This is a genomic window from Micromonospora vinacea, from assembly GCF_015751785.1.
In the GTDB taxonomy this organism is placed as follows: domain Bacteria; phylum Actinomycetota; class Actinomycetes; order Mycobacteriales; family Micromonosporaceae; genus Micromonospora; species Micromonospora vinacea.
In genome coordinates this window covers 5,173,474-5,187,069 of record NZ_JADOTY010000001.1, presented here as the reverse complement: position 1 = coordinate 5,187,069, position 13,596 = coordinate 5,173,474, and the positions used below count along the sequence as shown (strand labels likewise).

Annotated in this window: 11 protein-coding genes; 2 read left to right on the top strand and 9 right to left on the bottom strand. The window is 70.7% G+C overall.

The features are described 5' to 3' along the window. Positions 1 to 92 precede the first annotated feature (92 nt). The 3 genes from IW249_RS24350 to metH form a co-directional block, all read right to left on the bottom strand. Complete coding sequence (locus tag IW249_RS24350) at positions 93 to 1,187, bottom strand: hypothetical protein (RefSeq protein WP_196922880.1); 1,095 nt, start codon at positions 1,185 to 1,187, stop codon at positions 93 to 95. A gap of 68 nt (positions 1,188 to 1,255) precedes the next feature. Then, positions 1,256 to 1,846, bottom strand: coding sequence for a hypothetical protein (locus tag IW249_RS24345; protein WP_196922879.1), 591 nt, complete (start codon positions 1,844 to 1,846; stop codon positions 1,256 to 1,258). A 269-nt stretch (positions 1,847 to 2,115) separates the two neighbouring features. Continuing rightward, entirely contained in the window at positions 2,116 to 5,616 is a 3,501-nt protein-coding gene (gene metH, locus IW249_RS24340; RefSeq protein WP_231393984.1) for a methionine synthase, read from the bottom strand. A gap of 276 nt (positions 5,617 to 5,892) precedes the next feature. Between metH and IW249_RS24335 the strand changes: the two genes are divergently transcribed. Continuing rightward, positions 5,893 to 6,762, top strand: coding sequence for a PAC2 family protein (locus IW249_RS24335; RefSeq protein WP_030332815.1), 870 nt, complete (start codon positions 5,893 to 5,895; stop codon positions 6,760 to 6,762). A 123-nt stretch (positions 6,763 to 6,885) separates the two neighbouring features. Beyond that, positions 6,886 to 7,677, top strand: a complete 792-nt coding sequence (locus tag IW249_RS24330; RefSeq protein WP_196924936.1) for a GntR family transcriptional regulator — start codon at positions 6,886 to 6,888, stop codon at positions 7,675 to 7,677. 329 nt (positions 7,678 to 8,006) lie between these two features. Here IW249_RS24330 and mshC read toward each other — a convergent pair whose 3' ends face one another. The 6 genes from mshC to IW249_RS24300 all read right to left on the bottom strand — a co-directional run bounded on the left by mshC (position 8,007) and on the right by IW249_RS24300 (position 13,573). Beyond that, positions 8,007 to 9,245, bottom strand: a complete 1,239-nt coding sequence (mshC, locus tag IW249_RS24325) for a cysteine--1-D-myo-inosityl 2-amino-2-deoxy-alpha-D-glucopyranoside ligase (RefSeq protein ID WP_196922877.1) — start codon at positions 9,243 to 9,245, stop codon at positions 8,007 to 8,009. Between the two features lie 66 nt (positions 9,246 to 9,311). Further along, the gene (locus IW249_RS24320) at positions 9,312 to 10,130 is read right to left on the bottom strand and encodes an SCO1664 family protein (protein WP_196922876.1); all 819 of its coding nucleotides are present in this window, start codon (positions 10,128 to 10,130) and stop codon (positions 9,312 to 9,314) included. Beyond that, complete coding sequence (locus IW249_RS24315; protein WP_196922875.1) at positions 10,127 to 10,711, bottom strand: DUF3090 domain-containing protein; 585 nt, start codon at positions 10,709 to 10,711, stop codon at positions 10,127 to 10,129. The genes IW249_RS24320 and IW249_RS24315 overlap by 4 nt, the downstream gene beginning before the upstream one ends. Before the next feature lie 157 nt (positions 10,712 to 10,868). Then, the gene (locus IW249_RS24310) at positions 10,869 to 11,582 is read right to left on the bottom strand and encodes an MSMEG_4193 family putative phosphomutase (RefSeq protein ID WP_196922874.1); all 714 of its coding nucleotides are present in this window, start codon (positions 11,580 to 11,582) and stop codon (positions 10,869 to 10,871) included. Between the two features lie 105 nt (positions 11,583 to 11,687). Next, on the bottom strand, positions 11,688 to 12,524 hold the full coding sequence (locus IW249_RS24305; protein ID WP_112587410.1) for an undecaprenyl-diphosphate phosphatase: 837 nt from the start codon (positions 12,522 to 12,524) through the stop codon (positions 11,688 to 11,690). Then, positions 12,521 to 13,573, bottom strand: coding sequence for an LLM class F420-dependent oxidoreductase (locus IW249_RS24300; RefSeq protein ID WP_196922873.1), 1,053 nt, complete (start codon positions 13,571 to 13,573; stop codon positions 12,521 to 12,523). Before IW249_RS24300 ends, IW249_RS24305 begins: the two co-directional genes overlap by 4 nt. Between the last annotated feature and the right edge of the window lie 23 nt (positions 13,574 to 13,596).

Here is a 13,596-nt window from a genome sequence, read left to right as displayed (position 1 = left end):
GCACGCTGGCAAGGTTCTCCAACATGTCTGCGCTGGTAGCGGGGCCCGTCGAGGGCTGAACGTCCATGTTCCACGCAGCGTGCGGCGCGCGATTAGCCGTCGAACCGTTCCCAGATGAAGTCCGGCGCGCGCAGCAGTCGCAGCGCCGACCGGTATCGGCTTCCTGCGTATACCTCTACTGATCCATCGGGGCAGGTCGCGGTCGTGACGACGAGCCCGGGAGCTACGTAATGCTGGGTAGGGTCTCCGGGCCATCGCATGGGTTGCAGAGGTACCTGATGCAGCGGTTCAACCAACCGCCGCGCCTGTTCGGCTGCAACAGTCGCGAAGCCACCAAAGGGACTGGAGTATGACGCCTCGCAGAGGAGGAACTGCAACAGGAACGCACTTAAGGGCTCCCGCTCGTGCTTCGCGTGCAGTCCGCTGTACTGAACTGTCGGGTCAGCCTCGGTCGGGTCCAGCAACATCGCGAAGACGCCCTGGCTCTCCGCCCCGAACTGCACCAGCCCGTCGTCCTCGTCCTCGAGCTCGTCGGCAGTGTAGAGCTGGTTGTGTAACCCGTACACCTCTTCGCGGCCGGCAGCCGCCCGGTAGAAGGCGAGCAACGGTTCGGGAAGTACCCGGTCCACGTCGCCAAGCGCATCGTCGCCTCGTGGGACGTCGGCGTACCAATCGGCCACGAACTCACCCAACGCGGCGACACCGTCGTAGGGCAGGAACCCGAGCCAGTTGAGGCCGGGAAGCGGGTGCTGCGATGTGGGCCGTACGCGGTCGAGAACGTGGAACGGCAGACGGTCTGTGATGTGCAGCTGGCAGAACGACAGTTTGCCTGGCAGACGATACGGAAACGGGCTGTCCTCAGCTATGTCACCCGGTTCGTGACGGCTGACCGCATGCCGCAACTCGCCCAACGACATGAATCCCTCTGGGAGGCGGACGAATCCGAGGCGCGGAAGCTCGGACCCGGCCAACCGGGCTTCCACACCTGCGGGGAAGGGCCCATGCAGCGCCAGATCGTCAAAGTTCTGCACCGCGCTGCCGTCGGGCCGGTCCCCGGCCTGGACGATGACCAGCGTCGCCGACGGCCCGACCACGAAGCTGACATCGCCACCCGACAGCACCTGCGCTCGCGCTCCCGCATACGACAGCACATCGGCCTCCGCAACGACACACCACGGCTCAGGCACGCGGCAAGGCTAGATGATTTCTACGCTCATCGGGTGTCCAGGCGTCGTCCCTAGCAATCGTTGGAGTACTAGAGCAGCGCATTTCCCAGAGTCCAATCTCCAGGGACGAGACGGTAGATCCGCCGCAGATCGTCTGCCGTCCGGCCCCGGACGAACAGCCACGCCCACTCGCCTGCCCCGTCCAGGCGCAGCAACTGGCCCGGGGCGGAGAACCAGCGAACTGGCTCCGCCGGTTCAGACCACATCGGGTACTCGGGAAAGTTGACCCGCTGGTAGTTCGCCTCGACCACGCTGATCAGCTCGGCCGGTAGCTCGGCGGCGTTCTCCAGGTACTCCGAACCGAACAGCACCTCGGTGAGCACCATCTCCACGCAGGCCAACGAGACACTGTCCAGGAACGGCCGCCAGCCCTCCCCGTGCTCCACGACCACTGGCGGATCCAGGTCAGCGATGTCGGGCAGTGGTATTCCCCACGACGCCACGCCTTGGTTCTCGTCGCGAAAAACCAGCACCTCGCCGCGCTCGTCGACCTCAAGGACGCGTGGTGGCAACAGCCGGTCCTGGTTTCTTGTCAGGTCATCGCGCCGACCGAACAACAGGTACGCCTCACGCAACGCCGCCGGAAGCTCGAATCCCAGCGCCTGTTCCGCATCACGCACCTCTTCGCGGTCAACCCCGTCACCGTCGCGCAACGGCCTGGTCCACTCAGCTGCGAAGGCCCGGATGAAGCGCCAGGCCTCCGCCCGACCGCCGATCCCAGACAACATGGCTCCCCGACATCGAACCTGTCCGTCATCCAACCCTGCCCATCCGCGCCCCGTCTACGGACCCTGAGGCTAGCGCCCGAGTTGACGGCCTGAAGACGGCATGACCATGATCCAGGGGCCTTCCGGGCGACCTGAGGTGCAGCTCAGGTCGCCCGCCGCCGCTACTTGGCGTTGAAGTAGTTGGCCTCCGGGTGGTGGACCACGATCGCGTCGGTGGCCTGCTCCGGCATGAGCTGGAACTCCTCGGACAGCTCGACCCCGATCCGGTCCGCGCCGAGCAGGTCCATGATCTTCGCCCGGTCCTCCAGGTCGGGGCAGGCCGGGTAGCCGAACGCGTACCGGCAGCCCCGGTAGTCGTTGTGCAGGATGCCGGCCAGGTCCGCCGGGTCGTCGTGCCCCAGCGGACGACCGTCGGGCAGGGTCATCTCGGCGCGGATGCGCTGGTGCCAGTATTCGGCCAGCGCCTCGGTGAGCTGCACGGACAGCCCGTGCACCTCCAGGTAGTCGCGGTACTCGTTGCGGGCGAACAGCTTCGCCGCGTACTCGCTGACCGGCTGGCCGACGGTGACCAGTTGCAACGCGACCACATCGAGCTGGTCGCCCTGGGGCCTGAAAAAGTCCGCCAGGCAGAGCCGCCGCTCCTGCCGCTGCCGGGGGAAGGAGAACCGGGCGCGCTCCGCGTGCCCGTTCTCGTCGAGCACCACCAGGTCGTTGCCCTCGGAGTACGCGGGGAAGTAGCCGTACACCACGGCTGCCTCAAGGACCTGGTCGGCGATCAGCCGGTCCAGCCAGTACCGCAGGCGCGGCCGGCCCTCGGTCTCGACCAGCTCCTCGTAGGAGGGTCCGCTGCCGCCCCGGGCGCCGCGCAGCCCCCACTGCCCGGAGAAGGTGGCCCGCTCGTCGAGCAGCGCCGCGTAGTCGGCCATCGGCACGCCCTTGACGACCCGGGTGCCGAAGAACGGCGGGGTGGGCACCGCCACGTCGGCGGCCACGTCCGAGCGGACCGAGGAGTCGTGCAGCTCCGGCAGCGAGGTGGTGACCATGGAGCGCTGCCGTTCCCGGCGCGCCCGCCGGGCCGCGAGAGCCGCCTCCCGCTCCGGGTCGATCACCGGGGCGCCGCCACGCTTGGCGGTCATCACCTTGTCCATCAGGGACAGGCCCTCGAACGCGTCCCGCGCGTAGTGCACCTGCCCCGGGAAGGTCGACCGCAGGTCGTCCTCGACGTACGCGCGGGTCAGCGCCGCCCCACCGAGCAGGACGGGCCAACGCTCCGCGACCCCGCGGGTGGCCATCTCGGCCAGGTTCTCCTTCATGATGACTGTGCTCTTCACCAGCAGCCCGGACATGCCGATCGCGTCGGCGCGGTGCTGCTCGGCGGCGTCCAGGATGGCGCTGATCGGCTGCTTGATGCCGATGTTCACCACCTCGTAGCCGTTGTTGGACAGGATGATGTCGACAAGGTTCTTGCCGATGTCGTGCACGTCGCCGCGCACCGTGGCGAGCACGATGCGACCCTTGCCGCCGTCCTCCGCGGTCTCCATGTGCGGTTCCAGGTAGGCCACCGCGGTCTTCATCACCTCGGCGGACTGGAGCACGAACGGCAACTGCATCTGGCCGGAGCCGAACAGCTCACCGACCACCTTCATGCCGTCCAGCAGGATGTCGTTGATGATCGACAACGGGGACCGGCCGCCGGCCATCGCCTCGTCCAGGTCGGCCTCCAGGCCGTTGCGCTCGCCGTCGATGATCCGCCGCTTGAGCCGCTCGTCCAGCGGCAGCGCCGCCAGCTCCTGGGCGCGGGTGGCCCGGGCACTGGTCACGTCGACGCCCTCGAAGAGCTCCAGGAAGCGCTGCACCGGGTCGTACCCCTCGCGGCGCCTGTCGTAGACCAGGTCCAGGGCGACCTCGCGCTGCTCGTCGGGAATCTTCGACATCGGCAGGATCTTGCTGGCGTGCACGATCGCCGAGGTCAGCCCGGCCTGCACGCACTCGTGCAGGAACACCGAGTTGAGCACCTGCCGGGCCGCCGGGTTGAGCCCGAAGGAGATGTTCGAGATGCCCAGTGTGAAGTTGACGCCCGGGTAGCGGCGGGAGATCTCCCGGATCGCCTCGATCGTCTCGAGGCCGTCGCGGCGGGTCTCTTCCTGCCCGGTGGCGATCGGGAAGGTCAGCGCGTCGATCAGGATGTCGGCGCGGTCCATGCCCCACCGGCCGGTCAGGTCGTCGATCAACCGCGCCGCGACCCGGACCTTCCACTCCTGGGTACGGGCCTGCCCCTCCTCGTCGATGAGCAGCGCCACCACCGACGCGCCATGCTCGCGGACGATCGGCATCACCCGGGCGTACCGGGACTCGGGGCCGTCGCCGTCCTCGAAGTTCACCGAGTTGACCACGCAGCGGCCACCGAGCATCTCCAGCCCGGCCTCCACCACGTTCGGCTCGGTGGAGTCCAACATGATCGGCAGCGTCGACGCGGTGGCGAACCGGCCGGCCAGCTCCCGCATGTCCTGCGTGCCGTCCCGGCCGACGTAGTCCACGCACAGGTCGAGCAGGTGCGAGCCGTCGCGCGCCTGACTGCGGGCGATCTCCACACAGGCCCGCCAGTCACCGGCGAGCATCGCGTCCCGGAACGCCTTCGAGCCGTTGGCGTTGGTCCGCTCCCCCACCATCAGCACCGACGCGTCCTGGGCGAACGGCACCGGGTGGTACACCGAGGAGACGCCCGCCTCGTGCTGAGGCTCGCGGGCCGGGGCGGTGGCGCCGTGCAGCCGCTCGGACAGCACCCGGATGTGCTCCGGGGTGGTGCCGCAGCAGCCGCCGATCAGCCCCACGCCGTACTCGGTGATGAACCGCTCCAGGGCCTCGGCCAGCTCCACGGGAGTCAGCGGGAAGTACGCCCCGTCGGCGGTCAGCACCGGCAGGCCGGCGTTCGGCATCACCGACAGCGGGATCCGGGAGTGCTGCGACAGGTAGCGCAGATGCTCGCTCATCTCAGCCGGGCCGGTGGAACAGTTGAGCCCGATCAGGTCCACCCCGAGCGGCTCGATCGCGGCGAGGGCCGCGCCGATCTCACTGCCGACCAGCATCGTGCCGGTGGTCTCGACAGCGACGTGACAGATGATCGGCACCGACTGGCCCAGCTCGGCCATCGCCCGCTTCGACCCGACCACTGCCGCCTTCACCTGGAGCAGGTCCTGGCAGGTCTCGATGATCAGTGCGTCCGCGCCGCCGACGATCAGACCCGCGGCGTTCTCCTGGTAGGCGTCGCGCAGGGTCGAGTAGGGGGCGTGCCCGAGGGTGGGCAGCTTGGTGCCCGGCCCGATCGAGCCGAGCACGAACCGGGGCCGCTCGGGGGTGCTGGCCGCGTCGGCGGCCTCCCGGGCGATCCGGGCGCCCGCCTCGGACAACTCGCGGATGCGGTGCGGGATGTCGTACTCGGCGAGGTTGGCGAGGTTGGCGCCGAAGGTGTTGGTCTCCACGCAGTCGGCGCCGACCGCCAGGTAGGCGTCGTGCACCCCACGCACCACGTCCGGGCGGGTGACGTTGAGGATCTCGTTGCACCCCTCCAGCCCGTCGAAGTCGTCGAGCGTGAGGTCCGCGGCCTGCAGCATCGTGCCCATCGCGCCGTCGGCGATGAGGATCCGGTCTGCCAGCACATCCATCAATGAAGTCCGCACCCGTTCAGGGTAGTGCGATAGGGCCGTACTCCACGACCGCCCTCGAGCGATCCCCTATTGTGTCACCGGGATCACCCTGTCTGGTTCGTTCGGGTATGACCTGTTGCCGGAGCGGCCGACCGGCGCGGCCGACGGGCCGCACCCTCGCCCTGCACGTAGGCTGACGGACGTGAAGGACAACAGGGACGCCGCCGTGCCCCACGGTATGACGACCGGGCGCGGTCCCGGCGCCAGCCGCGACGAGCAGGGTGAGGTGACGGCGTGACCGAGTTCGACGGACTGCCGGTGCTGCGGTCCCCGGTGGCGATCGCCGCGTTCGAGGGTTGGAATGACGCCGCCGACGCGTCCACCGCCGCGGTCGAGCACCTGGAGCAGGTCTGGAACGCCCGACAGATCGCCGAGCTGGATCCGGAGGACTTCTACGACTTCCAGGTCAGCCGGCCCACCATCACGATGGCCGACGGGGAGACCCGGCGGGTGGAGTGGCCGACGACCCGGTTCATGGTGGCCAGCCCGGAGGGCACCGACCGTGACGTGGTGCTGATCCGCGGCATCGAGCCGAGCATGCGCTGGCGGACGTTCTGCGAGCAGGTGCTGGAGATCTGCCACAGCCTGGAGGTGGAACGGGTGGTGCTGCTCGGCGCGTTGCTGGCCGACGTGCCGTACACCCGGCCGCTGCCCATCAGCGGCAGCGCCTCCGACGCGCAGGCCGCCGAGCGCTACCAGCTCACCCCCACCCGGTACGACGGTCCGACCGGCATCGTCGGCGTGCTGCACGACGCCTGCACCCGCGCCGAGGTGGACGCCGTCTCGTTCTGGGTGCACGTGCCGCACTACGCCAACAACCCGCCCTGCCCGAAGGCCACCCTCGCCCTGCTGCACCGGGTCGAGGAGGTCGTCGACCTGCCGGTGCCGATGGCCGACCTGGCGGAGGAGTCCGCCGAGTGGGAGCAACGGGTACGCAGCGCCGCCGAGCAGGACGCCGAGCTGGGCGAATACGTCCGCGAGCTGGAAGAACGGGTCGGCGACGAGGGAATCACCCCGTTGACCGGTGACGAGATCGCCCAGGAGTTCGAGAAGTACCTGCGCCGCCGGGGCGGTTCGGCCGGTCCCACCGCCGGCTCCTGGTAACACCGTTTCGCTGCGGGCCTTCGGACCTTTTGTGGTCCGGGGGCCCGTTTTCGCGTGTCCCGGGTAGCGCCGTCACACCCTCTAGGGCATCCTAGGAACCTAGATGTGATCAAGGAGGCGGGTGTGCAGATCAACCCCGGGGCCGCCGAGTTCCCGCACCGACAGATCGCCGCGCAGCTCAAGGCCCAGGTCCGCCGCGGCGACTGGGGCCCGGGCGAGCGGCTGCCGTCCATCCCGGCCATCGCCGAGATGTTCGGCGTCGCCAAGCAAACCGTGCAACGCGCCGTCGACCAGTTGCGCGTCGAGGGCATCCTGATCACCAAACCCGGCTCCGGTACGTACGTCCGGGGCACCCGCCGCCGACTCAACCGCCTCTCCCGAGGCCGGTACGGCGGCTTCCGCGGCTACCACACCGACCTGGCCGCCCGATACCGCCAACAACTCGTCTCCGTCGGGCACGCCCCCGCCCCCGCCGAGGTGGCCGACGCGTTCGGCGTGTCCGACGGCACCAACCTGCTCTGCCGCCGGCACCTCGTCCGCACCGACGACTCCCCCGTCGAGGTGGGCGCCTCCTGGTTCCTGCCCCGCGACACCGCCGGCACCTCGCTGGAGCGCACCGAGGCGTTCGGCCGGCCGCTCTACCAGGAGGCCGAGGAAGCCACCGGACGGCGGTACGTCTCGGCCACCGACACGATCAGCGCCCGCCAGCCGAGCCGGGAGGAGGCCGAGACCCTCCAGATCCGGCCGGACACCCCGGTGCTGCACCTGCTGCACGTCGCGTACGACGCGCAGCGCAAGCCGATCGAGGTGTCCCAGGCGACCTGGCCCGGCCCCATGACCACCCTCACCGAGGAGTACAAGATCCCCGGCCCCACCCCCGATCCGGACCCCGACCCCGGCCTGATCCTGGGCTAACCCGCCCAGCCCAGCCCGGCCCGGCCCGTCCCGGCCCGTCGATCTTGCACTTTCTGTCGCCCTTTTGCCCCGCTTAGCAACTTTCGGAACGTCAGAAAGTGCAAGATCGACGGCTGAGCATGGGGGCGACGCATGGCGCCGTTACGCCCCACTTCGAGCGCTCCGTCGATCATGGAGTTGTGGTGCGTCGCATAAGGGGCGCAGCACTACATACCGGCCACCACAACTCCATGATCGGCCAAGCCAGCGCGGGGCGAGCCAGCGCGGGGCGAGCCAGCGCGGGGCGAGCCAGCGCGGGGCGAGCCAGCGCGGGGCGAGCCAGCGCGGGATTAGAGGCGGATGCCCAGGAGGGCGTCGACCGTCTTCGCGAAGAGGGCGGGCGCTTCGGGGTCGTCGGTGGCGCCGGCGAGGGTCGCCTCGGCCCAACGGTCGGCTGCGGCAAGGGCTCCGGGGGTGTCCAGGTCGTCGGCCAGGCGTGCGCGTACCTCGGCCAGCAGCTCAGCCCCGGACGGCCCGGCGGGCGCGGCGGCGGCCCGCCGCCAACGGTCCAGGCGCTCGTGCGCGGCGGTGAGCAGGTCGTCGGTCCAGGTGCGGTCGCTGCGGTAGTGCCCGGATATCAGCGCCAGCCGGATCGCCATCGGGTCGACCTTGTCGGCGCGCAGCCGGGACACGAAGACCAGGTTGCCGCGGGACTTGGACATCTTCTCGCCGTCCAGGCCGATCATTCCGGCGTGCACGTAGTGCTCGGCGAACGGCGCCTGGCCGGTGAGCCGCTCGGCGTGCGCGGCGGAGGCCTCGTGGTGCGGGAACAGCAGGTCGTTGCCGCCGCCCTGCACGTCGACCCGGTCGCCGAGCAGGTTGAGGGCGATCACCGCGCACTCGATGTGCCAGCCGGGGCGGCCCCGGCCCAACTCGCCGCCCGGCCAGGACGGCTCGCCCTCGCGGGCGCCGCGCCACAGCAGCGGGTCGAGCGGGTCCCGCTTGCCGGCCCGGTCGGGGTCGCCGCCGCGCTCGGGGAAGATCTCCAGCATCTGCTCGCGGGTCAGGTTCGACTCGTAGCCGAAACGGGGCGTGGCGGAGATGTCGAAGTAGACGTCGCCGGTGCCGTCGTCGAGCCGGTACGCGGCGCCGTCCTTGAGCAGCACCTCGACCTTGTCGGCGATGTCCGGGATCGACTCGACAGCGCCCACGTAGTGCGCCGGCGGGATGATCCGCAGCGCCTCCATGTCCTCCCGGAACAGTGCCGTCTCGCGCATCGCCAGGACCACCCAGTCCTCGCCGTCGCGGGCGGCCCGCTCCAGCAGCGGGTCGTCGATGTCGGTGACGTTCTGCACGTAGCGCACCGGGCGGCCGGCGTCACGCCACATCCGCTGCACCAGGTCGAACGTGATCATGGTGGCGGCGTGGCCGAGGTGGGTGGCGTCGTACGGGGTGATGCCGCAGACGTACATGCTTCCCGCGTCGGCCGGCTCACTCGGGTGGACACCCTGCCGCGCCGAGTCGTACAACGCCAGTGGCTCGCCCCTGCCCGGCAGCCGTGGCACCTCGTGTCCCGCCCAAGACTCCATGGGATCAGCCTAGCCAGCCCGGCGACGACGCCGGAGCACCCCACGGGTGATCAAGATGACAGCGGCTCACATGGGCGGCCAGGGCATCGCCGGCCAGTCCTCCGGAGGTTGGGGGAAGCAGCCGGTGTCGCGCAGCCGGTCGATCCGGGCAGCCACCTCGGCCACCTCGCTGATCGTCAGGTGGTCGGCCAGCTCCGCGCCGAGCGCCCCGGCGGCCTGCCCGGCCAGCGCGTCGAGCATCTCCACGGCGTCCGCGGGCAGGCGCTTGCCGGCCCAACCCCAGAGCACCGTCCGCAGCTTGTCCTCCACGTGGAAGCTCACCCCGTGGTCCACGCCGTAGATCCGGTCGTCGGCACCGACGAGCACGTGACCGCCCTTGCGGTCGGCGTTGTTGAGCACGGCGTCGAGCACCGCGAGCCGGGCCAGCCGCGGGTCGTCGGCGTGGGCGAGGGCGTACGCGGCGCCGTCGTCGTCGCGGGCCGCGGCGATCGGAATCCAGCGCGGCGGCAACTCCCCGGCGGGCAGGAAACCGACGAGCGGTTCGGCGTCCTCCGGCTCGTCGATCCACAGCTGGCAGGAGCCGGGGCCGAACGGGCCGTCGCGCAGCACTGTGGGCGGCACCAGGTCCCATCCGGTGGCCCGGGAGACCAGGTACGCCGAGACCTCCCGACCGGCGAGGGTGCCGTCGGGGAAGTCCCAGAGTGGGCGCTCGCCACGGACCGGCTTGTAGACGCAGCGGGCGGTCACCCCGTCCAGGGTCAGGATGCCGCGCAGCGTCGTGTTCGACGCGTCGACAAGCCGACCCTCCAGGTCGAGGGCGCCGTCACGCAGCAGCCGCAGCGCGGCGTCGCCGTCCTGGCGAGGCTGGAGGCCGGACGAGGTCACCGGTGGTAACCGTTGTGCCGCGGGCAGAGGTGCCCGGCGGGGTCCAACGGTTGGCCGCAGAGCGGGCACGGTGGCCGGCCCGCGTTGACCACTCGCCGGGCCCGCTCGATGAACTGGCGGGTCGCCTGCGGGGTGAGCCGGACCCGGAGCCGATCCAGGTCCTCGTCCGGCTCGTCGTCCTCGTCCTCGTCGTCGTCCTCGTCGTCCTCGTCGCCGAGCTCGACCTCGGGCTCGACCTCGCCCGCCGCGATCGCCTCGATCACCACGGTCGCGGTGTCCACGTCGAAGGCCAGCCCGAGCGTGCCGACCCGGAACTCCTCGTCGACTGGCGTGTCCAGCGGCTCGTTGTCGCCGATCACCGGCGCCAGCTCGGGCAGGTCCACCCCGAAGCGGCGCTGCGCCTCGGTGAGCAGCTCCTCCAGCTTCTCGGCGAGCAGGGACACCTGGACCTTCTCCAGCGCGACGCTGACCAGCCTGCCGCCGCCGCGGGCCTGCAGGAAGAACGTGCGCTCCCCCGGCGGCCCGACAGTCCCGGCGACGAACCGCTCCGGCGGTTCGAAGGCGTGCACCTGGTGGGTCATACCCACGACCCTATCCGGCCCGCCTTGGCACCGCGCACCCCACCGACGCGAATCGCCGCAGCGGCGGCGCGCCCGGTGCACGAGGGGCTAAACCCGGGCGTGGCGGCGTTTCCGGCGTGCGCCGACGCCCCGGTCGCGGGCGCTGTCGTGACGTGCCTCACCGCGCCGCACCCGCCCCACCGCCGACGGCCGCGTCCGAGTCGGCCACCCGGCTCGCGCGGCGACGCCGCTTGGGCGGCGGCGGCACCAGCGCCGCCAAATCGCCACCGGTGTCGTTGAGTCGCACCACAAACGGACGCAGCGGCGTGAACCGGATCGCCGTCACCGACGCCGGGTCGGCCACGATCCGCTGAAAGGCGTCCAGGTGTACGCCGAGCGCGTCCGCCACGATGGCCTTGATCACGTCGCCGTGGCTACAGGCCAGCCAGACCGCCTCGGGCCCGTGTTCCGCGCTCACCCGGGCGTCCCAGGAGCGCACGGCCGCCACGGCCCGCGCCGCCATCGCCGCCATCGCCTCCCCGCCCGGGAAGACCGCCGCGCTGGGGTGCTGCTGGACGACCGGCCAGAGCGGCTCCTTGGCGAGCTTCTTCAGCGGCTGCCCCTCCCAGCTGCCGTAGTCGCACTCGATCAGCCCGTCCTCGACGACCGGGGCGGCCTGCGGAAGCGCCAACTCCAGCGTCTGCCGGCATCGGATGAGCGGGCTGGTCACCACGGCGGCCAGCGGCACCGGCCGCAGCCGCTCGCCGACCGCGGTGGCCTGGGCGCGCCCGGTGTCGTCCAACTCGACCGGTTGCCGGCCGGCCAGGCCGCCATCGGCGTTCGCCGTGGTTCGGCCGTGTCGCAGAAGCAGAAGGGTCGCCACGGAGACCACCCTATGACCTGCGCCCCGCGCCGGGCCGTCGTGGGCTCCGGAGGGATCACGACTGCGGCCCCCGCCTCCGCCTGCGGGCGGAGCCGGGGGCCGTCGACAGATCGGTCAGGTGGCGTCGATCGTTCCGGTCAGCAGCAGGGCCAGGACCAGGGTGCCCAGCGCGACCCGGTACAGCACGAAGACGTACAGGGTGTGGTGGGCGACGTAACGCAGCAGCCAGGCGATGGCCGCGTAGCCGATGCCGAACGCGATGAGGGTGGCCACGATCGTCTGGGCCACCGTGGGCACTGACGTGCCCGGAGCGGACGGTTCGAAGACGTCCCCGAGGCTGAACACGCCGGACATCACCACCGCCGGGATGGCCAGCAGGAACGAGTACCGTGCCGCCGCCTCCCGGGTCAGGTTGAGCAGCAGGCCGGCGGTGAGCGTGCCGCCGGAGCGGGACACCCCGGGGACCAGCGCCATGGCCTGGGCGAAGCCCATCACGATGCCGTCCTTCATCCGGAAGTTCTCCAGGGTGCGGGTCTGCCGCCCCCAGTACTCGGCGAAGGCCAGCACGAACGCGAACACGATGAGCGTGGTCGCCACCACCCACAGGTTGCGCCCTGCGGTCTTGATCTGGTCCTTGAACACGAAACCGAACAGCCCGATCGGGATCGAGCCGACGATCACGTACCAGCCCATCCGGTAGTCGAGGCTGGAGCGGACCGACTTGTCCCGGATGCCCACCAGCCAGGTCCGGGTGATCCGCCAGATGTCCTTGGCGAAGTAGATCAACACGGCCGCTTCGGTGCCGAGCTGGGTGACCGCTGTGAACGACGCGCCGGCGTCCCGGTCGAAGAAGATCGCCGAGGTGATCCGCAGATGCCCCGACGAGCTGACCGGAAGGAACTCGGTCAGTCCCTGGACGATGCCCAGGACGATGGCCTCGACCCAGGTCACTCGCCGACTCCCGAGAGGTCGAGAGCCTCGGCGACGGTACGCAGGGTCTGCACACCACTGTCCCGGTCGGCCACGAAGAGGGTCACCGACAGCGTGGTGACGCCTGCGGCGGCGTACTCCCGCATCCGCTCGGCGATGCGCTCCTTCGGTCCGAGCAGCGAGGTGCGGTCGATGAACTCCATGGGTACGGCAGCGGCGGCGTCGCGCTGCCGCTTGGCCAGGTACAGCTCCTGCACCTCGCGGGCGGCGTCGCCGTAGCCCATCCGGGTGGCGAGCTGGTTGTAGAAGTTCTGCTGACGGCTGCCCATGCCGCCCACGTACAGCGCGGCGTACCAGCGGACGAGTTCGGCGCAGGAGGCCACGTCGTCACCGATCACCACGGGCACCGACGGCACGACGTCGAACCCGGCCAGATCCTTGCCGACCTTGGCCCGCCCGGCGCGCACCGAGGCGAGCTGCTCCTCGGCGAACTCCGGGGCGTAGAACACTGCCAGCCAGCCGTCGGCGATCTCGCCGGCCAGCTCAAGGTTCTTCGGGCCGACCGCGGCCAGGTAGATCGGTATGTGCTCGCGGGGAGGGTGGAAGCCCAGTCGCAGGGCCTTGCCCGGGCCGTCCGGCAGCGGCAGCGTGTAGTGCTCGCCGTCGTACGCCACCTCCTTGCGGGCGATGGCCAGCTTGACGATGTCGACGAACTCGCGGGTCCGGGCCAGCGGCTTGGCGAAGCGCACGCCGTGCCAGCCCTCGGACACCTGCGGGCCGGAGACACCCAGACCGAGCCGGAACCGGCCGCCGGAGAGCGCGTCGATAGTGGCGGCGGTCATGGCGGTGGCGGCCGGCGTACGGGCGGGGATCTGCATCACCGCGGCGCCGACATCGATCCGTTCGGTCTGCCCGGCCATCCAGGCGAGCATGCTGGGCGAGTCGGAGCCATAGGCCTCCGCCGCCCACACCACCGAATAGCCCAGCCGGTCCGCCTCCTGAGCCAGCGCCAGGTGGTCGGCCGGTGTGCTCCACGCGGTCTGGTATCCGAGACTGAGCCCGAGTCGCACTGGTCCTCCCCCATCCGTGGCAC

Coding starts and splice junctions, on each gene's coding strand:
- metH (WP_231393984.1), bottom strand. CDS start 5,616: ATGGATGTGCTGGCAGACCGGATCCTCATCGCCGACGGCGCGATGGGC.
- mshC (WP_196922877.1), bottom strand. CDS start 9,245: ATGGAGTCTTGGGCGGGACACGAGGTGCCACGGCTGCCGGGCAGGGGC.
- IW249_RS24315 (WP_196922875.1), bottom strand. CDS start 10,711: ATGACCCACCAGGTGCACGCCTTCGAACCGCCGGAGCGGTTCGTCGCC.